A 25,566-nucleotide genomic window follows, 5' to 3' on the forward strand; every position below is an offset into this window, starting at 1 on the left:
GTTCATACGCAATCAGCCAAAGTTCACACGTAATCAATTGCATCTTCTGCTGAGAGTGAGTATCACTGTATTTAGATGAATGATCAGGGGGTAATATGTCCGGGATCGACTTTAAACAGAAAATTAGTGTTCAGCGGCCATTTGGTAAACCCAGTTCGGCTGAAGATGAGTATGAGATTACCCGGGTATTTGAAAGTGATCGCGGCCGAATTGTAAACTCTGCGGCTATCCGGCGTTTACAACAAAAAACACAAGTCTTCCCGTTGGAGCGCAATGCCGCTGTTCGTAGCCGTTTGACTCATTCGCTGGAAGTTCAGCAAGTTGGCCGTTATATCGCCAAAGAGATCCTCAATCGTTTTAAGCAAGATAAAAAAATCAGCGCCTATGGGCTGGATAAACTGCTGGATCCTTTTGAAAGTATTGTAGAAATGGCGTGTCTGATGCATGACATCGGTAACCCGCCTTTTGGGCATTTCGGTGAATCAGCAATTAATAATTGGTTTACTAAACAAATGGATCCTAATGGTGGCGGTGCTGAGCCGCGGGGTAAGGATCAATGCCTGGTTAATACATTAAAATTGCGGGAAGGGGAGACTGAGCTCAATATTCTACGTAGTAAAATTCGCCAGGATTTAAGCCATTTTGAAGGTAATGCACAAGCGATTCGTTTGGTTTACAGCTTATTAAAGCTTAACCTCACTTATGCACAGGTTGGCTGTATTCTTAAATATACCAAACCGGCTTATTGGTCTGGCGATATTCCAACCTCTCATAACTATTTGATGAAGAAACCAGGCTTTTATCTTGCTGAAGAAGAATATGTTAAAGATTTACGTCGCGAACTGAATATGGGGGAGTTTAATCGTTTTCCGTTGACCTATATTATGGAAGCTGCGGATGACATCTCTTATTGCATTGCCGATTTAGAAGACGCGGTCGAAAAAAATATTTTCAGTGTTGAACAACTTTATGATCATATGGTGCAAGAGTGGGGTGAGACTACTCATGGTGATTTGTTTGATAAAGTTGTTGGCGGTGCATTTCGTCAATTAGGTCGAGGGCAAGGTCGGCGTAGTTCGGAAGACCAATTCTTTATGTATTTACGGGTGAATACTGTCGGGAAATTAGTTCCGCATGCTGCTCAGCGTTTTATTGAGAATCTACCCGCTGTGTTTTCTGGTTCGTTTAATCAGGCTTTATTAGAAGATTCCAGTCCGGCGTGTAAATTACTGCAAATTTTTAAAAAGGTAGCAGTGAAACACGTATTTAATTATCCAGAAGTGGAACAGCTTGAATTACAAGGATATAGAGTTATTAGTGGTTTGCTTGATATTTATAGCCCGCTATTAGCGATGCCACAAACGGCATTTACGCAATTAGTCGCTGAAGACAGCCACCGGGAATACCCCATTGAGACGAGATTGTTCCATAAGTTGTCGACTAAACATCGCCTGGCTTATGCAGAGTCAACAGAGCGGTTGCGACATTTATCGCCAGAACAACATGAGATATATGAATATTATTACCGAGCGCGTTTAATTCAAGACTATATCAGTGGCATGACCGATCTTTATGCCTATGATGAATATCGGCGTTTGATGGCTGCGGAATAGTATGCAGGAAAACAAAAATGTCCGTTTAATTAACTATAGATTTGTAAAGACGGACAATATTTTTTACTTTTCTGATTATTGGTTCTCTGAACTTCATCCCCCATATTTAATCTTACTATGCAAGACGACTATATCCTTCTTAACTTGAATTGCTGCGTTGCATCCACCCGATTCACTAAATTGAGTTCGATTATCGGGTTCATCAGCTTGACCTGCGGCAAGGCCAATTATTATGGGATAAGTCTGTTATACACCATTTATTGACTCATTATTAATTGTATAGCGAGAGCCAGAATACATGAAAAAAACAACTTTAGTGTTAAGTGCATTGGCATTGAGCATCGGTTTAGCCATGGGGCCGGTTTCTTCTGTCGTTGCGGCAGAAACGGCCTCTTCCAGCAGCCAGCAGCTCCCTAGCCTGGCGCCAATGCTAGAGAAGGTAATGCCTTCGGTTGTGAGTATCAATGTGGAGGGAAGTGCTCAGGTAAGTAATGCCGGCGGCATACCACCACAGTTCCAGCAATTCTTTGGTGATGATTCGCCATTCTGCCAGGACGGTTCTCCGTTCCAAGGGTCACCAATGTGTCAGGGGGGGCCTGGTAGCAGGGGGGGAGCACCCAGCAAGCAGGATTTCCGTGCGCTGGGTTCTGGCGTAATTATTGATGCTGCTAAAGGTTATGTCGTCACTAATAACCACGTAGTAGATAATGCAACCAAAATCAATGTTAAGCTCAGTGATGGCCGTAGTTATGAAGCAAAAGTGATTGGTAAAGATCCGCGTACTGATATTGCATTATTGCAGCTGAAAGACGCTAAAAATCTGACTGCGATTAAAATTGCCGACTCCGATCAACTGCGCGTTGGGGATTATACCGTAGCTATCGGTAACCCATACGGCCTGGGTGAAACCGTCACTTCCGGTATCGTGTCGGCGTTGGGCCGCAGTGGTTTGAATGTGGAAAACTACGAAAACTTTATCCAGACTGATGCGGCAATTAACCGTGGTAACTCCGGTGGTGCATTGATCAATCTGAACGGTGAACTGATCGGGATCAACACGGCTATTCTGGCACCGGATGGTGGCAACATCGGTATCGGTTTTGCTATCCCAAGTAACATGGTGAAAAACCTGACCTCACAGATGGTTGAATTTGGTCAGGTGAAACGCGGTGAACTGGGCATTATGGGTACAGAGCTGAACTCTGAGCTGGCGAAAGCCATGAAGGTTGATGCGCAGAAAGGGGCCTTTATCAGTCAGGTACTGCCAAAATCTGCTGCAGCTAAAGCAGGGATTAAAGCGGGTGATGTGATTGTCAGCATGAATGGCAAAGCCATCAATAGCTTCGCTGGCTTCCGTGCCGAGATTGGTACTTTGCCTGTGGGCAGCAAAATGACCTTGGGTCTGTTGCGCGACGGTAAGCCTGTCAACGTGGAAGTGACATTAGAGCAAAGCAGCCAAACTCAAGTTGATTCAGGCAATCTCTACACTGGTATTGAAGGGGCTGAGCTGAGCAACTCTGATGTGAATGGTAAGAAAGGTGTGAAAGTTGATAGTGTGAAACCTGGCACTGCTGCTGCGCGTATCGGCCTGAAAAAAGGCGATATCATCATGGGTGTCAACCAGCAACCCGTTCAGAATCTGGGTGAGCTGCGGAAAATCCTTGATACCAAACCATCGGTATTGGCATTGAGCATTCAGCGTGGTGATACTTCACTCTATCTGCTGATGCAGTAATCACCACTGATGCAGTAACAAGTATTTATGTAGTAAAAGTATAGATACCGCCACAAAGGGCACAACCGCTTATCGTTGTGCCCTTTCTATTTAGGTTTTGTGGCGGCCGGTATTAGGCTGCGCCGAGATAATTCCGTGCAGCAAAGCGGACATTGTCTATCTCATCTAACAACTCAAGCCACTCAGGTTGTAAGTCTTGTACGTCAGTTTGTTGGCGCAATTGTTGTTCAATCGTCATGCACAATTGCCGCAGTCGCGGTACACCGCTACATGCGCAACTGCCATGAAACTTGTGAATCAGATTCAGAATATCATCGTCATGGCTACCGGCTAGAATCGCCTGCACGCGCTGTATCACTTGTGGCGTAAACTCTAACAACATGGTTAAAAGGTCTTTAGCCAGTGCTTCTTTATTTGCTGCTTGCCTCACCGCAAGTGGCCAGTCTATTGACTCTTTACATTCAGATTGCGGAACTGACTGAATATGAGCCTCACTTTCGCCCTGTTGTTGTAAGGTGTGGGATTGTTGTAAAACATGAGATTGTTGTAAAACATGAGATTGCTGTAAAGCGTGAGGCTGTTCATCATGAAGTTGTGAAGCACTATCAGGTAGATAACGCGAAAGAGCTTGTATCAGCCGAGCTTCATCAATAGGTTTCGCGAGATAATCAGCCATACCCAATTTTAGTAATTGTTCCTGCTGCCCTCTAACGGCGTGAGCCGTGACTGCAATGATCGGGGTGTCCTGATGATGTGACATCTGATGAATCACTTCACTGGCGCGGATGCCGTCAATTTCCGGCATTTGAATATCCATTAAAATGATATCTAGCGTATTTTCACGGGCATAGGCTATGGCTTTTGCTCCGCTGTCACATAACACTGTTTCTTCAACCTGTTCTTCCAGCAAAGTCCCCATTAATTTCAAGTTAGCTGGGTTGTCATCAACGGCCATCACTTTGAAAGGCAGCTTGGGCTGCTTGTGTGCTTGCTCTACCACCGGTAATTCACTATGCGCCTTTTCATAAGACAATAAAGGAATTAACCGGTTAGCGGATATGGGCTTAACCAGGCATGCTTTAGCGCCGATCTGTTTAAGTTGCTCCGCTTCTACCTGTGATTGGCTCGGCAATGCCAAAATAACTTGCTCGGAAATTTTCATTGCTGCGATCAGTTTGTCTTGATGAACAGCCATATTATTGCGGTACGGGATAGGCACCCCGACGAGCAGGAAATCATAATGTTGTATCGGCAACTGGGCCAACGTCAGGCGATGAGTCACCTGTAAAGGAGTGATGCTGAGAATATCTAATGTTGCTCTTGCCGCAGCGGCATTACGTTCAATATAGGCCAGCGTTTTCCCTTCCAGATGCGACATATCTGGGCGGCGGGAGGGAATGGCTTCATTGAGATCCAACGTCAGGTGGAACCTGAAAGTTGAACCCCGATCAACCTGACTGTGGAAGCTGATATCGCCACCCATTTCCTTCACCAATCTTTCGGTGATAACTAGCCCAAGGCCGGTACCCCCGTGGCGACGTGAAATACTGGCATCGGCCTGACGGAATGCCTGGAACAGTTGGGCTTGCTGAGATTCGGAAATACCAATGCCGGTATCGTGAATTTCTACCACCAGCGTCACCTGTTGGCTGGCTATTGCTCGTACTGCCACCAGAATATCGATATTGCCCTGTTCGGTGAATTTAATCGCATTACCCAGCAAGTTTGTGACTATTTGCTGCAAACGCATGGCATCGCCAATCACTTGTTCCGGCACATCTTTATTAACATGTAGGGTCAGTTCCAGGCCTTTTTCATGAGCGGTGTGTGCCAGCAGAATAATGACTTCATCTAGCGCGCCGCGTAGTGAGAACGGGATATGCTCAAGAATCAGCTTTTCGGCCTCTAACTTGGAGAAATCCAGCACGTCATTAATGATGCATAACAGGTTATTTGCTGATCGCTGGATAGTTTGCAGATAGTCAGTTTGCGTTGGGGTCAGTGATGTTTTCAGTGTCTGGCGGGTAAAACCAATCACCCCATTGAGTGGAGTACGTAATTCATGGGACATATTAGCCAGAAATTCGGATTTAATTCGCGCGGCTTCTTGCGCACGTTTTTTCGCCAGCCCCAATTCCACGTTCTGGATTTCCATCTGCTCCAGCGTTTCACGCAAGTCTGACGTGGCTTGATCGATATTCTGTTGCATCTCTTCGTGATAGGCCGCCAGTGACATTGCCATCGAGTTGATACCATTTTTCAAAATATTCAACTCGCCGAGCATATGCCCTTCCACCCGGCTGTCTAATTGCCCGCGGCGAATGCGGTCAACAGCGTTCACCATGTTACGGATGGGGCCAGTGACATCACGCATCAGCCGATAAGCAAACAAGATTGCCACACACATACAGAACAGCAGCAGTAGAGTCGAAATAAAGATTTCTTTATATTGCTGCAAGCGTACGGATTGTAAATCCAAGTCCATGGCGATATAGCCCAATGGCCGATTGGTTATGTCTGAATCAGAAGACCGGTCACTGGACAGGTTGGATTCTGAAACAATAGGCATGCGCAGAATCAAAGAGTCGCCACGGTAGGAAAGCATCAGTGAACTGGGAATAGCGTCGTCTTTCGGCAATCTTAATTGTGAGGAATTGTAATTATAGTTAGATGTGACAAAAAGATTATTATCTGCGTCAAAAACTGATATTGACCGAACAATATTCGAATGGCGACGGTGAAGCAGATTAATTAACTGACGGACAGTATCGCGGTTGCGAAAGGTCATTCCGTACTCACTGGCAACCGCCAGCGGTTCGATAATATTTGTACCTGCGTTAACTAATTGTTTTTGCAGTTCATTGTAACGATTGACCATAAAGGTCGTACTGAGTAACAGCCCAAGAAGCAGTGTGGGGGCCAGGATTAAAATCATCATGCGCGCGCGAAGACTGTATTTGGTCATGGTATTCCAATGTGGGAGAATTAGCAGCTTACGAAACCGATGCTTGATCAATCAATATGGCGCAATTCTACTCTCCAAACCGACGTGTGACGACCAAACAAACGCTCACTGTGACCGTAAACTCGCTTGACCCTTTTGGCCAAGGGGTAGCACACCACCAAGGTAAAGCTATCTTTATTCCTGGCGCTTTACCAGGAGAGCAAGCTGAAATAGAGCTTACCGAGCAAAAGCGCCAATATAGCCGCGGTAAGCTTAAACGTTTGTTGAACCGATGCAACGAAAGGGTGGTTCCTGCTTGCCCTCACTTCGGAATTTGTGGAGGCTGTCAGCAGCAACACGCCAATAGCCAGCTACAGCAAATGAGCAAAGCAGATTCACTCCAGCGTTTGATTATGCGAGAGGCTGGCGCTTGCCCTCAATTAGACCCGGTTATTTGTGGGTCGGAATACGGCTATCGGCGGCGGGCGAGGTTAGGGCTGCTCTATCAACCCAAGCAGCATCGATTGCAAATGGGGTTTCGCCAAACCGAGTCTCATGATTTAGTTTGCATCAAGCACTGCCCGGTTTTACGACCTGAGTTGGAGCGCTTGTTATTACCACTTTATCAATGTTTATCGGGCTTGCAGGCTGTTCGCCGCCTTGGGCATGTGGAGCTGGTATTAGCCGATAATGGTCCGTTGATGGTTTTACGCCACCTTGATACCCTTAAAGAGGTAGACCGTGCGGCGTTAATTGACTTTGCCAAACGAGAGCAGGTCGCCGTCTATCTGGCTGGTGATAGTGATAATGTGGAAAAACTCATTGGTGAGGAACCTTATTACCAGATTGAGGGTCTACGCTTAGCGTTTCATCCGCGTGATTTTATTCAAGTCAATGATACGGTCAACCAGCAAATGGTGGCTCAGGCTATAGCATGGCTGGATGTGCAGCCTGATGAGCGGGTGCTGGATCTGTTCTGCGGTATGGGCAATTTCACCTTGCCGTTGGCAAAGTTGGCTCGTGAAGTGGTTGGCGTGGAAGGAGTTGCGGCGTTGGTAGCGAATGGGCAGTATAATGCTCTGAATAACGCGTTGCCCAATGTGTCTTTTTTCCATGAAAATCTGGAATCTGACATCAGTCGTCAGCCGTGGGCAACACAAGGGTTCGATAAAGTATTGTTAGATCCCGCCCGCGCAGGTGCTGCCGGGGTCATGTCACATATAGTTAAACTGGCGCCAAAGCGGGTGGTATATGTTTCGTGTAATCCCACTACGCTGGCACGAGATAGTCAGGTGTTGTTAGCCGCCGGTTACCGTCTTGCTCAGGTGCGAATGTTGGATATGTTTCCCCACACCGGGCATCTTGAATCTATGGCGCTGTTCATGCAGGAGCCAGGGGTCGCAAAGTAGGGAGAAGTTATGGTTGCGGTACGAAGTGCACATTTGAATCCAGCGGGCGAGTTTGCTCTCGACGATTGGATCGCCAGTTTGGGGCTTCCTAATCCGCAGTCAGGTGAGCGCCTGGCCGAAACCTGGCGGTATTGTGAGCAGCAGACGCAAAACCATCCCGATGCCTCATTGTTGCTGTGGCGCGGCCTTGAAATGGTTGAAATTCTTTCCACCCTTAGCATGGATAATGACAGTATGCGCGCGGCGCTGCTATTCCCGCTGGTGGATGCCAACGTGGTGGATGAAGCTACGCTGACCGAACAATTCGGTAAAGGTATTACTTATCTGGTGCACGGTGTGCGCGATATGGATGCCATCCGTCAGTTGAAAGCGACCCATAATGACTCCATGAGCTCTGAGCAAGTGGATAACGTGCGCCGTATGTTATTGGCGATGGTGGAAGATTTCCGTTGTGTGGTCATCAAACTGGCAGAGCGTATTGCTCATTTGCGCGAAGTGAAGGATGCACCGGAAGACGAGCGCGTGCTGGCGGCCAAAGAGTGTTCCAATATCTATGCGCCACTGGCTAATCGCTTGGGTATCGGCCAGATCAAGTGGGAGTTGGAAGACTTCTGCTTCCGCTATTTGCATCCAGATGAATATAAGCAAATTGCTAAATTGCTTCATGAGCGCCGTATCGATCGTGAGCAATTCATTGATGATTTTGTAGCCACATTGCACAAAGCTATGGCAGATGAAGGGATCAAAGCCGACATTTATGGTCGTCCCAAGCATATCTACAGTATCTGGCGCAAAATGCAGAAGAAGTCGCTGGCCTTCGATGAACTGTTTGATGTGCGAGCCGTACGGGTGGTAGTGGAGCGCTTGCAGGATTGCTATGCCGCACTCGGTATTGTCCATACCCATTTCCGCCATTTGCCTGATGAATTTGATGATTACGTTGCTAACCCTAAACCCAATGGTTACCAGTCAATCCACACCGTAGTGCTTGGGCCACGCGGCAAAACACTCGAAATTCAAATCCGTACCCGTCAGATGCATGAAGATGCTGAACTGGGCGTTGCTGCGCACTGGAAGTATAAAGAAGGTGCTGTCGCCGCCGGTCGTTCCGGTTACGAAGGGCGGATTGCCTGGTTGCGTAAATTGATTGCGTGGCAGGAAGAGATGGCGGATTCCGGTGAAATGCTGGATGAAGTGCGCAGTCAGGTATTTGACGATCGGGTATATGTGTTTACGCCGAAAGGTGATGTCATTGATTTGCCTGCGGGTTCGACACCGCTGGACTTCGCTTACCATATTCATAGCGATGTGGGCCACCGCTGTATTGGGGCTAAAATCAGTGGCCGAATTGTACCGTTTACTTACCAGTTACAGATGGGTGATCAGATTGAGATTATCACCCAGAAACAGCCTAACCCGAGTCGTGACTGGCTGAATCCGAACCTCGGCTATGTGACCACCAGCCGTGGTCGTTCCAAGATTCATAACTGGTTTAGAAAACAAGATAGAGACAAGAATATTCTTGCTGGCCGGCAGATGTTGGATGACGAGCTGGAGCATCTGGATATCAGCCTGAAAGAGGCAGAGAAGCTGCTGGTACCGCGCTATAACATGAATTCAATGGATGAAGTGTTGGCGGCTATTGGCGGTGGTGATATCCGCCTAAACCAGATGGTTAACTTCCTGCAAGGCAAACTGAATAAGCCCACAGCGGAAGAGGCTGATTTAGAAGCATTACGCCATCTGAATAATAAGCATCAGCCGCCACCACGTAACGCCAGCAAAGACAGTGGGCGCATTGTGGTCGAAGGCGTTGGCAATCTGATGCACCATATTGCCCGCTGCTGCCAACCCATCCCCGGTGATGAGATTATTGGCTTTATCACCCAAGGGCGGGGGATATCCATTCATCGCGCTGATTGCGAGCAGCTAGCTGAATTGCAATCCCATGCCCCTGAGCGGATTGTCGATGCGGTCTGGGGCGAGAGTTACTCCAGTGGCTATTCATTAGTGGTGCGGGTGACCGCCAATGATCGCAGTGGTTTGCTACGTGATATCACCACCATTTTGGCGAACGAAAAGGTCAATGTACTGGGGGTTGCCAGCCGTAGTGATACCAAAAAGATGATGGCAACCATCGATATGGATATCGAGATCTACAATCTACAGGTGCTGGGTAGAGTGCTGGCTAAGCTGAATCAGTTGCCGGATGTGATAGATGCCCGTCGGCTCCACGGCAATTGAAATTATCTATACCCAAAGCCATTGGAGTTGCAGGTAGGCGGCAAGCAAACAAATCCCGATGAACTTACTCAGGTAAGTGATTCGGGTGCGTGAGCGCCGCTAACAACCCTGCGACTTTAAGGGCGAAGGATATAAACGGCTACTGCGCTTTGGCATATTGATATTGGGCAGTGCTCGCCCTCCTCACGTACTACGTGTACATTCCGGGGGCTGTGCGCTGGCCGCAATCAATCTGCCTGCGCTCACTACGCCTCGACTGACTATAGCGAAAAATAATGAATCAAAATCATCCTACAACTGACTCCACCGCCTTAGCTTTGCAACGTCTGTTGGACATTATGCGTACCTTACGTGACCCGGAGCACGGCTGTCCGTGGGATCGTAAGCAGACTTTCGACACTATCGCGCCTTATACATTAGAAGAAACCTATGAGGTGCTTGACGCGATTCAGCGTAAGGATTTTGACGATCTTCGTGATGAATTGGGGGATTTGCTGTTTCAGGTAGTGTTTTATGCACAGATGGGGCAGGAGCAAGGGCTATTTGCGTTCGATGATGTTTGTCATGCCATCAGCGATAAGTTGGTACGCCGCCACCCACATGTGTTTCCTGATGCGCCGCAAAACGTTTCAGACGCTATAATTAGCAGTGACACTGCATTGGCAGGGTGGGAATCGCGTAAAGCCGAGGAAAGGGCGGAAAAGGCCTTATATTCGGCATTAGATGATATCCCTGACGCGCTGCCCGCGCTGATGAAAGCGCATAAAATCCAGAAACGTTGCGCATCAGTCGGTTTTGATTGGGACACTCTGGGACCGGTGCTGGATAAAGTCTACGAAGAGATCGATGAAGTGATGTTTGAAGCTCGCCAGGCGGTGGTGGATGAGGAGAAGTTAGGTGAGGAAATCGGTGATTTACTGTTTGCCACCGTCAACTTATCTCGCCATTTAGGCCATAAAGCTGAAAATGCCTTACAGGCGGCAAATCGTAAGTTTGAACGTCGTTTTCGTCAGGTAGAACAAATAGTTACGGCGTCAGGTAAGACTATGGAGAGCGCGACATTGAATGAAATGGAATCTGCCTGGCAGCAAGTTAAAAAGCAAGAAACTGAAATGTAAGGTGTTTTAATTCATTTGATGGATGGTTGTTGAATTTTAATTACGTTAATATATTGAATTATAACGGATAGCAAGACGATATTCCGCACAGAAAAAACGGCGAAAACGGCCACTGATGCGGAGATAGTTTGTAGCGAAACCAAGGTTCGGGTATACTACTTTCCCGTCTTGGTTCTTCCATCGTCTTTAAACCTAAACTCTCAGGTTCAGCATGACAACTAATTATATTTTTGTGACCGGCGGGGTCGTATCCTCTCTGGGTAAAGGCATTGCCGCAGCCTCTCTGGCGGCTATACTTGAAGCCCGTGGCCTCAACGTTACCATCATGAAACTGGACCCGTATATCAACGTGGATCCGGGCACCATGAGCCCGACACAACACGGGGAAGTTTTTGTCACCGAAGATGGTGCTGAAACCGATCTGGATTTAGGGCATTACGAGCGCTTCATTCGCACTAAAATGACCCGCCGTAACAACTTCACTACTGGCCGTATCTACTCTGAAGTTCTGCGCAAAGAGCGCCGCGGCGACTATCTGGGTGCGACTATCCAGGTTATTCCTCATATCACCAATGCAATCAAAGAACGTATCATCGAAGGCGGCGAAGGCCACGATGTGGTATTGGTTGAAATTGGTGGCACCGTAGGTGATATCGAATCCCTGCCATTCCTGGAAGCTATTCGTCAGATGGCGGTTGATGTTGGCCGCGAGCATACGCTTTATATGCACCTGACATTGGTTCCTTATCTGGCAGCGGCTGGTGAAGTGAAAACTAAGCCAACGCAACATTCGGTAAAAGAGCTGCTTTCAATCGGTATTCAGCCAGATGTGCTGATTTGCCGTTCTGACCGCGCAGTTCCTGCTAATGAACGGGCTAAAATCGCCTTGTTCTGCAATGTGCCAGAAAAAGCGGTTATCTCCCTAAAAGATGTTGATTCCATTTATAAAATCCCAGGGCTATTGAAATCACAGGGCCTTGACGATTATATTTGTAAACGATTCAGCTTAACTTGTCCTGAAGCAAATCTCGCAGAATGGGAACAGGTATTATACGAAGAGTCGAATCCAGGTGGCGAAGTGACCATTGGGATGATCGGCAAATACGTAGAATTGCCGGATGCCTATAAATCTGTGATTGAAGCCTTGAAGCACGGCGGGCTGAAAAATCGCCTGACGGTGAACATCAAGCTGATTGATTCACAGGATGTTGAGACGCGCGGCGAAGAGATGTTGAAAGGATTAGATGCTATCCTGATTCCTGGTGGCTTTGGCTACCGTGGTGTGGAAGGCAAGGTTCTGGCGGCACGTTATGCTCGTGAACACAATATTCCTTATCTGGGCATTTGCTTGGGTATGCAGGTTGCACTGATGGAGTTTGCCCGCAATGTAGCGGGAATGGAAAATGCGAACTCCACAGAATTTGTGCCAGACTGTAAGTATCCGGTGGTTGCATTAATCACCGAATGGCGTGATGAAGACGGCAACGTTGAAGTTCGCACGGAAGAGAGCGATTTGGGCGGTACCATGCGAGTGGGGGGGCAGCAATGTCACCTGACTGAAGGTAGCCTGGTTCGTCAGATGTATGGCGAGCCAACCATCGTTGAGCGCCATCGTCATCGCTATGAAGTAAACAACATGTTGTTGAAGCAGATTGAAGCCGCCGGGTTACGTGTAGCAGGGCGTTCTGCGGATAACAAACTGGTGGAGATTATCGAGTTGCCAAATCATCCGTGGTTTGTAGCTTGTCAGTTCCATCCAGAATTTACTTCGACGCCACGTGATGGTCACCCGTTGTTTGCTGGCTTTGTGAAAGCGGCTGGTGAGTATCAGAAGCGCCAGGTGAAATAAAATATTTGGTAGAAGGGGCGGCAGCGATGTCGCCCCCTCTGTCTGGAGTTTTAGTTTAACTTGTACTGAGGAAAATCTAATGTCCAAAATCGTTAAAGTCATCGGTCGCGAAATCATCGACTCCCGTGGTAACCCAACTGTAGAAGCCGAAGTTCATCTGGAAGGCGGTTTTGTTGGTTTGGCTGCGGCACCATCAGGTGCTTCTACTGGTTCCCGTGAAGCACTGGAACTGCGTGACGGTGACAAATCCCGTTTCCTGGGCAAAGGCGTTCTGAAAGCCGTTGCAGCAGTAAATGGCCCAATTGCTCAGGCAGTTATCGGTAAAGATGCCAAAGATCAGGCTAATATCGATAAAATCATGATCGATCTGGACGGTACTGAGAACAAATCCCAGTTTGGTGCTAACGCCATCCTGGCTGTTTCTCTGGCAGCAGCGAAAGCAGCAGCAGCATCTAAAGGCATGCCTTTGTATGAGCACATTGCTGAACTGAATGGTACCCCAGGCAAATTCTCTATGCCACTGCCTATGATGAATATCATCAACGGCGGCGAGCATGCTGATAACAACGTTGATATTCAAGAGTTTATGATTCAGCCAGTCGGCGCTAAAACTCTGAAAGAAGCCGTTCGTATCGGTTCTGAAGTGTTCCATACTTTGGCTAAGGTTCTGAAAGCTAAAGGTATGAGCACAGCGGTAGGCGACGAAGGTGGCTACGCGCCAAACCTGGGTTCTAACGCCGAAGCACTGGCTGTTATCGCTGAAGCGGTAAAACAGGCTGGTTACGAGTTGGGCAAAGACGTGACTCTGGCGATGGACTGTGCTGCATCTGAATTCTATAAAGATGGCAAATATGTTCTGGCTGGCGAAGGCAACAAAGCTTTCACTTCTGAAGAGTTCACTCACTTCCTGGAAGACCTGACCAAACAGTACCCAATCGTCTCTATCGAAGACGGTCTGGACGAATCTGACTGGGCTGGCTTCAAATACCAGACCGAAGTTCTGGGTGACAAAATCCAGTTGGTTGGTGACGATCTGTTTGTAACCAACACCAAGATCCTGAAAGAAGGTATCGAGAAAGGTGTTGCTAACTCTATCCTGATTAAATTCAACCAGATCGGTTCTCTGACCGAAACTCTGGCTGCTATCAAGATGGCGAAAGATGCAGGTTACACCGCGGTTATCTCTCACCGTTCAGGCGAAACCGAAGATGCCACTATTGCCGATCTGGCAGTAGGTACCGCAGCAGGCCAGATCAAAACCGGTTCTATGAGCCGCTCTGACCGTGTTGCTAAATACAACCAACTGATCCGTATCGAAGAAGCGCTGGGCGACCGCGCACCATTCAACGGCCTGAAAGAAGTCAAAGGCCAGTAATTACTGTGCCTTAGCTTTGATTAAAGTTGATGGAAAACCCGCTTCGGCGGGTTAATGAGATGGTCACCCCCACCCTGTGAGCGGTAAGCTGACAGGGTTTTCTTTTTGGAGGGATCATCATGCAAAACGTTACGCTCATCGGCATCGACCTTGGTAAGAATTCATTCCATATTCATTGCCAGGAAAAACACGGCAACACATTATTACGCAAGAGGTTTTCCCGCATTCAACTCACCCAGTTTCTCGCCACCTGCCCGCCTTGCATTGTCGCGATGGAGTCCTGTGCCGGGGCGCATTTTATGGCCCGTCATATCAGCCAGTTAGGGCATCAGGTCAAACTCATTTCTCCGCAGTTTGTCCAACCCTTTGTTAAAATTAATAAAAATGACTTCATCGACGCTGAGGCCATATGCGAAGCCGCTTCCCGTCCCTCCATGCGCTTTGTGACACCCAGAACCGAAGACCAGCAGGCCATGTCGGCTCTGCATCGTGTCCGCGATGCACTGGTGAGGGAGCGGGTCAAAGCCACCAACCAAATGCATGCTTTTTTACTTGAGTTTGGCATAAGCATGCCACGCGGTATTGCGGTGATAAAACGACTGGCGACTGTGCCTGAGGAGCACGAGCTACCGCCTTATTTGGTGCGACTGCTCACCCGACTTCATCAGCATTATGGCTATCTCTGTGAACAGATCGAAGAAATCGAAAGAGAGTGAAAAAACCATCTGGCCGATGATGAAACAGCACAACGCCTGCTCACCATTCCCGGTATCGGGACAAGCACTGCCAGTTTGCTCGCCACCAAACTGGGAGATGGGAAAAACTACCTCAGCAGCCGGGATTTTGCTGCGTCAACGGGATTAGTACCCCGCCAATACAGTACCGGCGGGAAAAGTACCCTGATGGGCATCAGCAAGCGGGGGGATAAAAATCTGAGACGGCTACTGGTGCAGTGCGCGCGGGTCTATATGCAACGGCTGGAGTATCAGTCAGGACGACTGGCGGAGTGGGTTAATGGGCAACTGACACGACATCACTCGAATGTGGTGGCCTGCGCATTAGCGAACAAACTGGCGCGAATAGCCTGGGCAGTCACCACACAAGGAACCGTCTTCAGTAAATAAAAGAGCCAACAGTAAATCTACTGTCAGCTCAATGAGTTACCAAGTGACTTTCTGGTTTTGCGACGACTGATTATTGATGACATGAACGGCACAGCGGCCTGATGATGAACCTGACACAAAAAATGGCTCTTTGAAGCCGACGGGTTTTTTAAGGTTCATCAGGTGCGGAACTCATCATGGCGCGGACATTTTTGTCCACCAGACGCCGAATAGATTTAAGCAAGCCCATCATAAATCAAAATCGGTGTTGCAAAAACGGGGGTGACCATAGATTTTTTATGGCAGTATTTTGGCGCTAAAGAATAATAATATTTATAAAGATAATTTGAGATGGCATTAAACCTATTTTAGATAGAATAGATTGGCGTGACCATATGAAAATATATTAGCTATCTACTCATTTATAAGGATTTATATGAGCGATCTCTCATCTATACTATCTGAAAATACATCATCATTAAGCTATAATAATTTTGAAAACAAAAGAAGTGAATTCAATAATGCTGTTAAAATAAAAGGAGATTATATTTATAGTGTTATGGAACGTGATTTTAGCGGAAAGTCTAGTTTATCAGATCTTTTTCATCACCTATTGCCAAAATTGAGTAAATCTGATTTTGATAATTACTTGAATAAAGCCGATGGTTCATCCAGACGCTATAATTTAGCGAGGATGTTAGTATTACAAGACTCTGGTGTATCCAAAGGGTTAATTTTTCAATCTGTTGAAAATGAGAGTAAATATAGCCTTGTTTACTCTCTTATTAACATCGGATTTAATGAAAATGAGATAAATGATTTATTTCTCAAGCATGATTCTCCCCACGAGATAGATGTAAAAAAATTGTCTCGGGATGCGGATACTTTATTGCGAGAAAAGGCGATACTACAAAATTTAAAAGAACAGTCTACTAATAATACCTCGTTAACTGAAACTTCATTCTCTAAGCGAGATGCGAGTGGATTGAACCCGCCATTCTCTGAGGAGATAGTCTCTTCTCCCCCTAATCAAAAAAAAGAAAACTCAAATAAAAAAACCAAGATAGATATCATAGAGAAAAATAGAAAGATAGCTCGAGCTGTAGAGGATTATGGCGTTAGTAAAAAACTGGCAAGATTTGCATATAACAATAAAATAGTTTTCCATAAATCCATTGTTGTATTAAATAAATTAATAGCTAATGGTATTGGTGATGATAATTTAAAGAAATTAGTGAGAGGGAAATTTGATTTATCTATGCTAAATCATGCTCCGTCTATTACGAATTTCTTTTTGGAGCAATATAACTACAATATTAGTATTGAAGGAAGCAAAGCAAATAATACACTTACAGGTTCTTTGATTATAGACTCCAATGATGTTCTTTCAGGTAAGCCCCGTGAGTTACGCAAGAAGATAATTGAATTTATTAGCTTAAAAAAGGATGATGTGGGTTTTAGTGCAGTAGAGTTAATCACCTTGGTTAACGGCGGTGTATCCGATGAGTTATTATACTCGGTTGCTAAGGGGGAAGTGACAGCCAGCGATGCTTATCTTATTCATGTATTTAAAGTGAGGAGAAATGAGATAAAAACAATATGCAACAAGCTTAGAAACAAGGAATTATCCTCAGAAGATATTTTTAGGTATGCAAGGGGCGTACGTCAAGATGGAAATACCCAACCAGACATAAATAATAAGTTAGCATCCAGTGTTCAAGATACCTTGAGTGGTGAAGTTGAATCTGAGAGAGGGATATCCAGAATTAATGTTGGCACCAATATATCGGAAAATAGATCAGCATTAGACAGACAGAAATCTTAAATAGATGAAGGTGTGAGTAAATCTTTTATTTTATACTTGAATTTATCTAAAGAAACGAATGATGTGATTTTTGACAAAATGAATATCGAGGGCATTTTTCAGAATGTTCGCTTAAAGGATCATAAAAAAATAATTAGCTTTCTTTCGCCAGAACACAATTATGGACTTATGGAAATTTCAAACTTGGTTGTTTTGGCTGAAAATAAGGCATCTGACGATCTATTAAAAAAAGTCGCGAATGGAGATGTCTTATTTCAACAGGCTTATGTTGAAACTCAAAACAGTGTAATTGATACGAATATAGTTGAAAAACGTATTAAACGTGAAATTGGAGAAAATACCGAACAGCAATTTATTGGTGGTGAAATGATAATGGCTAGCCCAAAAGGGTGCCAAGAAAACCAGACATTTGATGAATGCCTCGATATGTTTAATAATAAGAATGAGATAGTTAAATTGGTTGATAAAGCGGTTAATGAGGCAGCAGGAAAATACAAACCTGTTGCGAACAATATTAACTCCACGGTAATATCATCTCAGAAGAGTAATATTTCATCTGAAGGGAACTTCTCCCCCTTAACGTATCTAATGTCATCTATCCTGGAAAATAGCGAAATGCTCTGCTCATATAACTCACCAACCAATTCTAACGCGTGGGCAAGTCTCGGTGATATGTTGGCCGTGAGTTAACGTTAAATACCGGCTTGCTGGTTTGACTCTTCTAAAACTAACCTATTATTACCGCTTGTTTCCTGCGAGATTAATCTGAATCTCGCAGGAACGACCTCATCTGACTCACATCTAACACACCACGGCCGTGCAGATAATTCACCGCCAGTTATAATTAATCATTACTCGAATGATTCGGCAATAATGCATAAAGGAAGATAACTGATGAAACTGAAATACTTAGTGTTACCCGCAATGCTTTTTACCAGCAGTGTGCTGGCAGCAGAGGTTACTGTGACCATGAATGAAGCGCTACCGGAAGGCAATGGTAAAGCTTTGGGTACCGTGACAGTAACCGAAACTCCTTATGGTTTATTGTTCACACCGAACCTGACTGGGCTGGTAGCGGGTATTCATGGTTTCCATCTGCATGAAAATCCAAGTTGTACACCGGGGCAGAAAGACGGTAAAGCGGTGCCCGCACTTACCGCTGGCGGCCACTTTGACCCACAAAAAACCGCTGCTCATCTCGGGCCGTACAATGATAAAGGGCATTTAGGCGACCTACCTGGGCTGGTGGTGAATGCCGATGGGACTTCTACTTATCAGATATTGGCTCCACGGCTGAAATCACTCTCTGAACTGAAGCAACATGCTTTGATGATCCATGCTGGTGGGGATAATTATGCCGACCATCCAATGCCTCTGGGCGGTGGCGGTGCACGAATGGCTTGTGGTGTGATTGAGTAACTGTCTGATACAAACAAACTGGTAGCGACGGTGTTACCAGTTTGGTCACAGCTATGGAATCTGCGATAATCGCCCATTGGTTTGAATGACGATAGAGATACTGATGCAGTACCCGATTAATGAGATGTTCCAGACCTTGCAGGGCGAGGGTTACTTCACCGGCGTACCGGCGATTTTCGTGCGTTTGCAGGGCTGCCCAGTCGGTTGTAGCTGGTGCGATACCAAACATACCTGGGAAAAAGAGGCCGATCGGGAAGTCGATATGCAGCGCATCATGGTAAAAACGGTGGAAAGTGATGCCTGGGCAACCGCCAGTGAACAGCAATTATTAAATATTTTCTCTCAGCAGGGATATACCGCTCGCCATGTAGTCATCACCGGCGGTGAGCCTGCTATTTACGATTTATTCCCTTTAACGACTCAGTTGGAACAGGCCGGTTACAGTTGCCAGATTGAAACCAGCGGTACGCATGAAGTGCAGTGTTCCGCCGCCACTTGGGTCACAGTTTCGCCAAAAGTGAATATGCGCGGTGGACTGAAAGTGTTGCCTCAGGCATTACAGCGCGCAGATGAAATTAAGCATCCGGTGGGGCGTTTACGGGATATCGAAGCACTTGAGCAGCTGCTGGAAACACTGACGGATGATAAAAAGCGGATTATTGCGTTACAGCCCATCAGCCAGAAAGACGAGGCGACCAAGCTTTGTATTGAAACCTGTATCGCCAAGAACTGGCGGTTGTCGATGCAGACACATAAGTATTTAAATATCGCCTAATCCCCTTCGTCCTTGCCGTTACAGCGTTGTTAGCTGCGTTCGTTACTCGGCCCATCCATGAGCCTCGCCTCTGTGAGGCCGCTGCAAGCAGCGTTCAAATCTGCTCCCAGCAGATTTGTCACCCGAATCACTTACTTATGTAAGCTCATCGGGATTTGTTCGCTTGCTGCCTGGCTGTAATGCCAATGACTTTGGGGATCAATTTTACTCGCCGCGATTTATTCAGCGCGATTTATTAGCCGCGAAAAATACAACCCGCAGAACAAGTCTCTTTTACCATGACGGCGCTCAGTTCTGGTAATTGCGGTTTAAGCTGTTGCCAAATCCAGCTGGCCAGCACTTCACTGGTCGGATTTTCCAGACCAGGAATGTCATTCAAATAGTGATGGTCCAAACGTTCCCAAATCGGTTTAAACGCAGCTTTGAGTTCAGCAAAATCCATCACCCAGCCGGAGTGAGCATCAACTTCACCGGTGACCTCGATACGGATCATAAATGAATGGCCGTGCAAACGACCGCATTTGTGGCCCTCTGGTACATGGGGCAACAAGTGGGCAGCTTCAAACTGAAAATCTTTAAATAGGGTGGTGCTCATCATTCTGACCTTATTGACTCAAAAAAACGCCGCATAGTACCGGAAAGCATCGATGCTGGCTATGAATGCGCTAGCGGTGTGGCCTCCCGAGCCTGACGCGTTGTGCTTATCTACAGCGTAGCCTACTGATTTATATACAGACCGACTCAATCTGTGGCGCAATATCAGTGGGCACAAATTTCCTAATAAGTTGAACACTTTAACTCATATCTATTACCTGAAAAACCGCTTAGTCGTTTTGGTTATTTATTATTTCTATTGCTTCTTTAATTGTTATTATCGGGATGGTTAACCTTACAAACATCAAGATTTATTTGCTGAATATATCAGCTGACACTGGCTATAGCTTAAGGGAATTAGTACTGCAATGACGACTCAGGTTCCTCCTAGTTCTTTACTTCCGCTATCGCCGGAGCAGTTAGCCCGCTTGCAGGCGGCGGTGGGTGAGTTTTCCCCAACCCAAATGGCATGGTTATCTGGCTACTTTTGGGGCATGGTTAATCAGCAACCCGGTGCGGTTGTTGCTCCTGCTGTAGCGGCCCCTGCGGCGGTAACTATTACCCTGATTTCTGCCTCTCAAACCGGTAATGCACGCCGCTTGGCCGAACAGTTACGCGATGACCTTGTGGCTGCCAAACTTAACGTCAATCTGGTTAACGCCGGTGATTATAAGTTTAAGCAGATCGCGCAAGAGCGCTTGCTGGTTATTGTGGCCTCCACTCAAGGTGAAGGTGAGCCGGCTGAAGAGGCTGTTGCCCTGCATAAGTTCCTATTCTCTAAAAAAGCGCCGAAATTGCCAGAAACTGCCTTTGCGGTATTGGGTTTAGGCGATACCTCATACGAGCATTTTTGTCAGGCAGGCAAAGACTTCGACAACAAATTGGCTGAGTTGGGTGCACAGCGATTATTGGAGAGAGTCGATGCTGATGTGGAATATCAAGAATCCGCACAGCAGTGGCGTCAACAAATTGTGGCGGCATTGCAGGCAAGAGTCCCCGCGCAATCAGCGGCTGCGGTAGCAGTAACACCAAGCGGCGCGGTTGATGAAATTACCTCCAGCCCATATAGCAAGGCTGCGCCACTGACCGCACAGTTATCTGTGCAGCAAAAAGTGACCGGCCGCAACTCTGAGAAAGATGTACGCCATATTGAAATTGATTTAGGGGACTCCGGGCTGCGCTATCAGCCGGGCGATGCTCTGGGTATCTGGTTTGATAATGACCCGGCATTGGTCGAAGAGTTGTTGGCGCTATTGTGGCTTAAAGGTGATGAGCAGGTCAGTATTGATGGGCAGAATATATCGCTGTCGCAAGCACTGCGCAGCCATCTTGAGCTGACACAAAATACCACCCTGATCGTCGATAAATATGCAGCACTTTCCCGTGATGAAAAATTGATTGCTTTGCTGGCGGATAAATCAGCGCTGCAACATTATGCGAAGAATACCCCAATTGTTGATATGGTTCGTCAGGCCCCTTCAGACCTGAATGCCGATCAACTGGTTGCGCTGTTACGGCCACTAACACCTCGGCTCTATTCCATCGCCTCCTCACAGGCTGAAACCGAGAATGAAGTGCATGTTACGGTCGGTGTGGTGCGCTATGACATTGATGGTCGGCCACGTACTGGTGGTGCATCGGGTTATCTGGCAGATCGGCTGGAAGTGGATGGTGATATTCGCATTTTTATCGAACATAACGATAACTTCCGTTTACCCACTAACCCAGAAACGCCAGTGATAATGATTGGGCCAGGAACCGGTATCGCCCCCTTCCGTGCGTTTATGCAGCAGCGCGAAGCCGATGGTGCTACGGGCAAGAACTGGTTACTTTTCGGCAACCCGCATTTTACTGAAGATTTTCTCTATCAGGTCGAATGGCAACGCTATGTCAAAGATGGCTTGCTGACTCGTATTGATCTGGCATGGTCGCGCGATCAAGCCGATAAAATATATGTACAAGACAAACTGCGCGAACAAGGTGCAGAACTGTGGAACTGGATCCAACAAGGTGCCCACATTTACGTCTGTGGTGATGCTAATCGCATGGCGAAAGACGTTGAGCAGGTTTTACTGGACGTGGTGGCTCTGCACGGCGCGATGGATGCTGAGCAGGCTGATGAATATTTAAGTGAGCTGCGCCTGGCGCGCCGTTATCAGCGGGATGTGTACTGATGAGTGAAAAACACCTTGGGCCGTTGGTCGTGACGGGAAAACTTTCTGACGGCGAGCGCATGAAGTCGCAAAGTAACTTCTTACGCGGGACGATTGCAGAAGATTTGAATGACGGGCTGACCGGCGGGTTCAACGGCGATAACTTCTTGCTGATCCGCTTTCACGGTATGTATCAACAAGATGACCGTGATATCCGTGCCGAGCGCGCTGAACAGAAGCTGGAACCCCGTCACGCCATGATGTTGCGTTGCCGTTTACCCGGCGGAATCATTACCCCGCAACAGTGGTTGGGTATTGATAAGTTTGCTGCGGATAATACCTTATATGGCAGTATCCGTATCACTAACCGCCAGACATTCCAGTTTCATGGCATTTTGAAAGGGAATGTGAAACCAGCTCACCAGTTGCTCAATCAATTAGGTTTGGATGCATTGGCGACGGCAAATGATGTTAACCGTAACGTGCTTTGCACCTCGAATCCGGTGGAATCAGTGCTCCATCAGGAAGCTTATGAATGGGCGAAGAAAATTTCTGAACATTTACTGCCGCGCACCCGTGCTTACGCTGAAATTTGGCTGGATGCAGAAAAAGTCGCGACCACGGATGAAGAACCGATCCTCGGTGCTACTTATTTGCCACGCAAATTTAAAACCACGGTAGTTATTCCGCCGCAAAATGATGTGGATCTCCATGCCAATGACCTTAACTTTGTCGCTGTGGCAGACAAGGGCAAGTTAGTCGGCTTTAACGTGCTGGTCGGCGGTGGGTTATCCATTGCTCACGGTGATAAGAATACTTACCCACGTAAAGCCAGTGAATTCGGCTATATCCCATTGCAACACACTTTGGCGATTGCTGAAGCGGTGGTGACCACTCAACGTGATTGGGGTAACCGCACTGATCGTAAGAATGCGAAAACCAAATATACGCTAGAGCGTGTTGGTGTTGAGGTGTTCAAAGCCGAAGTTGAAAAGCGCGCCGGGGTGAGTTTCGGAGCCATCAAACCTTATCAATTTACTGGCCGTGGTGACCGTATCGGTTGGGTAAAAGGTATTGATAAAAAGTGGCATCTGACCTTATTTATCGAAAATGGCCGTTTGCTGGATTATCCAGGCCGCAGTCTGAAAACTGGCGTGGCGGAAATTGCCAAAATCCATCAGGGCGATTTCCGTTTAACCGCTAACCAGAACCTGATTGTGGCTGGCGTGCCGGAAAAAGACAAAGCGCGCATTGAAGCTCTGGCCCGCGAGCATGGCCTGATGGATGACAGTGTCAGCCCGCAGCGTGAAAATTCAATGGCTTGTGTTTCATTCCCAACTTGCCCATTGGCGATGGCGGAGGCTGAACGCTTCCTGCCGGAATTTGTCACCCGTATTGAAGGTATTTTGCAACAGCACGGTCTGCCCGATGAGCATATTGTGATGCGCGTCACCGGTTGCCCTAATGGTTGTGGCCGTGCTTTATTGGCTGAAATGGGGCTGGTGGGGAAAGCGGTGGGCCGATATAACCTGCATCTGGGCGGCAATCGCGAAGGTACGCGAATACCGCGGATGTATCGTGAAAACATCACCGAAGATGAAATTCTGGCCATTACCGATCAATTGGTCGAGCGCTGGGCGAAGGAACGTCATACTGATGAAGGTTTCGGTGATTTTGTTATTCGCGTCGGTGTTATTGCTCCGGTGATAGATTCAGCCCACGACTTTTATGATGTTCAGGAGGCGGTGTGAGCCAATTTAATCTCAATGAACTTAATGCGCTGCCGAAAGCGGAACAAGCGGCGGCATTGGCGCTGGTTAATGGGCAATTGGAGCATCTAACCGCACAGGAGCGCGTCAGCTGGGCGTTGGAAAATCTACCCGGTGAGTTTGTGCTCTCTTCCAGCTTTGGTATTCAGGCCGCAGTTTGCTTGCATCTGGTGACACGCCAGCAGCCTGATATCCCGGTGATTCTCACTGATACCGGTTATCTGTTCCCAGAAACCTATCAATTTATTGACTCTCTCACCGAAAAACTTCAGCTCAATTTGCAGGTGTTTCGCGCGCAGCAAAGCCCTGCCTGGCAAGAAGCCCGTTATGGCAAACTGTGGGAGCAGGGTGTTGAGGGGATTGAGCGCTACAATGATTTGAATAAAGTTGAGCCAATGAATCGCGCACTGGAAACCTTAGGTGCTCAAACCTGGTTTGCGGGGCTGCGTCGTGAACAATCGGGGAGTCGTGCAAAACTACCCGTTTTGGCAATTGCGCGCGGGGTCTTCAAGTTGCTTCCTATCATTGATTGGGATAACCGCCAGGTTTATCAGTATTTGACGCAACATGGCTTGAGCTACCATCCACTGTGGGAGCAGGGTTATCTCTCTGTCGGTGATACCCATACCACCCGTAAATGGGAACCGGGTATGAGTGAAGAAGAGACGCGTTTCTTCGGCCTAAAACGTGAATGTGGTTTGCATGAAAGCTGATCGCTCAATGAGTGAAGGGTTTACCACACCGAGGGGCTCTTCGGTGACTTACGTCGCTATGACCCCAACGGCACGATTCCCCTTCATTTGACTTTGCCAGCAGTTTGGGGCACTAACGAGCTATTCGCTCACGTGCCAACTCTGCCAGAAACTGGCTACGATTCTTATAACCACGGTGGGTGGCGATAAACTTATCAATCGCAGTGAGTAGATTCTGTGACATCGTCAGATTAAATTTTATTGCCTTACTTTCATACTTGGCTGGATCGATCTCGACAAACCCCAAAATGCCGCCATCTTCTTTTAAACGCGGATCATTGATATACCGTTGTGGATCTTTGGGAGGCGTTGGTAATGGAAAACCTTCATCCATTAGCGCCTCAATATGAGTGGCAAAGGCTTCTTCAGCATTCTGACTAATCTCCGCAAAGGTGTTACCCGCAAAGAAGCAGCCGTCAATATCGGGAAAATAGCCGTCGAATCCTTCTACAGTACTGAAGATGAAAATAGGGTAGATCATGGTTAACTCCCCAAGCTGTTTATACCTGTCTGGTAGCAAGCTGCACCTGTGTTGGCCGCCCCAGCGACTTACTTGTGTAAGCTCTTGGGGAGGTGCAACTTGAACTATTTAGGGTATACCGCGTTGCTTAAATCAATTTAATCCCGGCAATCTGCTGAGCTTGCCGCAGCATGCCTTTGGATAACTCTTTGCGTGGATGAGGGAGCGTAATAATTTTACGGATACCTGGTTTACACAGAGTGATATGGCTCCCATCATTAGTTTTTTTACCTCCTCTGATTTGCCAGCCCGCATCCTGCAATCGCTTTATTAATTCGCCACTCTCCATGTGACCTCCTGGTGAGTACTGGTAGGTATCATACCCACCAGCAAGATTGAGTCAATTATTTATAGGTATCATACCTACCA

18 protein-coding genes and 1 pseudogene are annotated in these 25,566 nt (G+C 47.1%); 15 read left to right on the forward strand and 4 right to left on the reverse strand.

Features of this window, described 5'->3' with window-relative positions; all coding sequences use genetic code 11:
- The first annotated feature begins 95 nt into the window (after positions 1–95).
- Both dgt and degP read left to right on the forward strand, forming a co-directional pair.
- A complete protein-coding gene (gene dgt / locus FGL26_RS19795; RefSeq protein WP_005164096.1) occupies positions 96–1,613 on the forward strand; it encodes a dGTPase in 1,518 nt (505 codons plus the stop codon).
- A 298-nt stretch (positions 1,614–1,911) separates the two neighbouring features.
- Entirely contained in the window at positions 1,912–3,348 is a 1,437-nt protein-coding gene (gene degP, locus FGL26_RS19800) for a serine endoprotease DegP (protein WP_032912582.1), read from the forward strand.
- Positions 3,349–3,460: 112 nt separating this feature from the next.
- Here the strand turns inward: degP and barA are convergent, their stop codons facing one another.
- Complete coding sequence (gene barA, locus FGL26_RS19805) at positions 3,461–6,313, reverse strand: two-component sensor histidine kinase BarA (RefSeq protein ID WP_138060267.1); 2,853 nt, start codon at positions 6,311–6,313, stop codon at positions 3,461–3,463.
- A gap of 56 nt (positions 6,314–6,369) precedes the next feature.
- Between barA and rlmD the strand changes: the two genes are divergently transcribed.
- The 10 genes and pseudogenes from rlmD to queE all read left to right on the forward strand — a co-directional run bounded on the left by rlmD (position 6,370) and on the right by queE (position 19,409).
- Positions 6,370–7,701, forward strand: coding sequence for a 23S rRNA (uracil(1939)-C(5))-methyltransferase RlmD (gene rlmD, locus FGL26_RS19810; RefSeq protein ID WP_005167240.1), 1,332 nt, complete (start codon positions 6,370–6,372; stop codon positions 7,699–7,701).
- Positions 7,702–7,710: 9 nt separating this feature from the next.
- Positions 7,711–9,945, forward strand: coding sequence for a GTP diphosphokinase (gene relA, locus FGL26_RS19815; RefSeq protein WP_005167242.1), 2,235 nt, complete (start codon positions 7,711–7,713; stop codon positions 9,943–9,945).
- Between the two features lie 275 nt (positions 9,946–10,220).
- Positions 10,221–11,063, forward strand: a complete 843-nt coding sequence (mazG, locus tag FGL26_RS19820) for a nucleoside triphosphate pyrophosphohydrolase (RefSeq protein ID WP_005167245.1) — start codon at positions 10,221–10,223, stop codon at positions 11,061–11,063.
- 211 nt (positions 11,064–11,274) lie between these two features.
- Positions 11,275–12,912 (forward strand): glutamine hydrolyzing CTP synthase, encoded by a 1,638-nt coding sequence (gene pyrG, locus FGL26_RS19825; RefSeq protein WP_005167247.1) that lies wholly within the window; start codon positions 11,275–11,277, stop codon positions 12,910–12,912.
- A 79-nt stretch (positions 12,913–12,991) separates the two neighbouring features.
- Positions 12,992–14,287 (forward strand): phosphopyruvate hydratase, encoded by a 1,296-nt coding sequence (eno, locus tag FGL26_RS19830; RefSeq protein WP_005164105.1) that lies wholly within the window; start codon positions 12,992–12,994, stop codon positions 14,285–14,287.
- 119 nt (positions 14,288–14,406) lie between these two features.
- A pseudogene (locus FGL26_RS19835) lies at positions 14,407–15,411 on the forward strand (IS110 family RNA-guided transposase).
- 415 nt (positions 15,412–15,826) lie between these two features.
- Entirely contained in the window at positions 15,827–17,215 is a 1,389-nt protein-coding gene (locus tag FGL26_RS19840; RefSeq protein WP_227746652.1) for a hypothetical protein, read from the forward strand.
- A gap of 12 nt (positions 17,216–17,227) precedes the next feature.
- The gene (locus FGL26_RS21730) at positions 17,228–17,905 is read left to right on the forward strand and encodes a hypothetical protein (protein WP_227746651.1); all 678 of its coding nucleotides are present in this window, start codon (positions 17,228–17,230) and stop codon (positions 17,903–17,905) included.
- 204 nt (positions 17,906–18,109) lie between these two features.
- Positions 18,110–18,634 carry a superoxide dismutase family protein gene (gene sodC / locus FGL26_RS19845; protein ID WP_005167260.1) on the forward strand — a complete coding sequence of 175 codons (525 nt, stop codon included), beginning with the start codon at positions 18,110–18,112 and terminating at the stop codon, positions 18,632–18,634.
- A 103-nt stretch (positions 18,635–18,737) separates the two neighbouring features.
- Positions 18,738–19,409 (forward strand): 7-carboxy-7-deazaguanine synthase QueE, encoded by a 672-nt coding sequence (gene queE / locus FGL26_RS19850; protein WP_005167262.1) that lies wholly within the window; start codon positions 18,738–18,740, stop codon positions 19,407–19,409.
- A 235-nt stretch (positions 19,410–19,644) separates the two neighbouring features.
- On the opposite strand, the gene queD is transcribed toward queE, so the two are convergent.
- A complete protein-coding gene (gene queD / locus FGL26_RS19855) occupies positions 19,645–20,004 on the reverse strand; it encodes a 6-carboxytetrahydropterin synthase QueD (protein ID WP_005167265.1) in 360 nt (119 codons plus the stop codon).
- A gap of 367 nt (positions 20,005–20,371) precedes the next feature.
- Between queD and cysJ the strand changes: the two genes are divergently transcribed.
- From cysJ to FGL26_RS19870, 3 genes are read left to right on the forward strand one after another with little or no spacing between them, the layout of a single operon-like run.
- Positions 20,372–22,177 carry an NADPH-dependent assimilatory sulfite reductase flavoprotein subunit gene (cysJ, locus tag FGL26_RS19860; protein ID WP_005167267.1) on the forward strand — a complete coding sequence of 602 codons (1,806 nt, stop codon included), beginning with the start codon at positions 20,372–20,374 and terminating at the stop codon, positions 22,175–22,177.
- Positions 22,177–23,907, forward strand: a complete 1,731-nt coding sequence (gene cysI, locus FGL26_RS19865; protein ID WP_032912589.1) for an assimilatory sulfite reductase (NADPH) hemoprotein subunit — start codon at positions 22,177–22,179, stop codon at positions 23,905–23,907. The genes cysJ and cysI overlap by 1 nt, the downstream gene beginning before the upstream one ends.
- Positions 23,904–24,638 carry a phosphoadenylyl-sulfate reductase gene (locus FGL26_RS19870; RefSeq protein WP_005167272.1) on the forward strand — a complete coding sequence of 245 codons (735 nt, stop codon included), beginning with the start codon at positions 23,904–23,906 and terminating at the stop codon, positions 24,636–24,638. The genes cysI and FGL26_RS19870 overlap by 4 nt, the downstream gene beginning before the upstream one ends.
- 112 nt (positions 24,639–24,750) lie before the next feature.
- Here FGL26_RS19870 and FGL26_RS19875 read toward each other — a convergent pair whose 3' ends face one another.
- Positions 24,751–25,158 carry a type II toxin-antitoxin system HicB family antitoxin gene (locus FGL26_RS19875; protein ID WP_005167274.1) on the reverse strand — a complete coding sequence of 136 codons (408 nt, stop codon included), beginning with the start codon at positions 25,156–25,158 and terminating at the stop codon, positions 24,751–24,753.
- 127 nt (positions 25,159–25,285) lie between these two features.
- Positions 25,286–25,486 (reverse strand): type II toxin-antitoxin system HicA family toxin, encoded by a 201-nt coding sequence (locus FGL26_RS19880; RefSeq protein ID WP_005167276.1) that lies wholly within the window; start codon positions 25,484–25,486, stop codon positions 25,286–25,288.
- Between the last annotated feature and the right edge of the window lie 80 nt (positions 25,487–25,566).

Origin of the sequence: Yersinia enterocolitica subsp. enterocolitica, from assembly GCF_901472495.1 — a bacterium.
Classification (GTDB): domain Bacteria; phylum Pseudomonadota; class Gammaproteobacteria; order Enterobacterales; family Enterobacteriaceae; genus Yersinia; species Yersinia enterocolitica.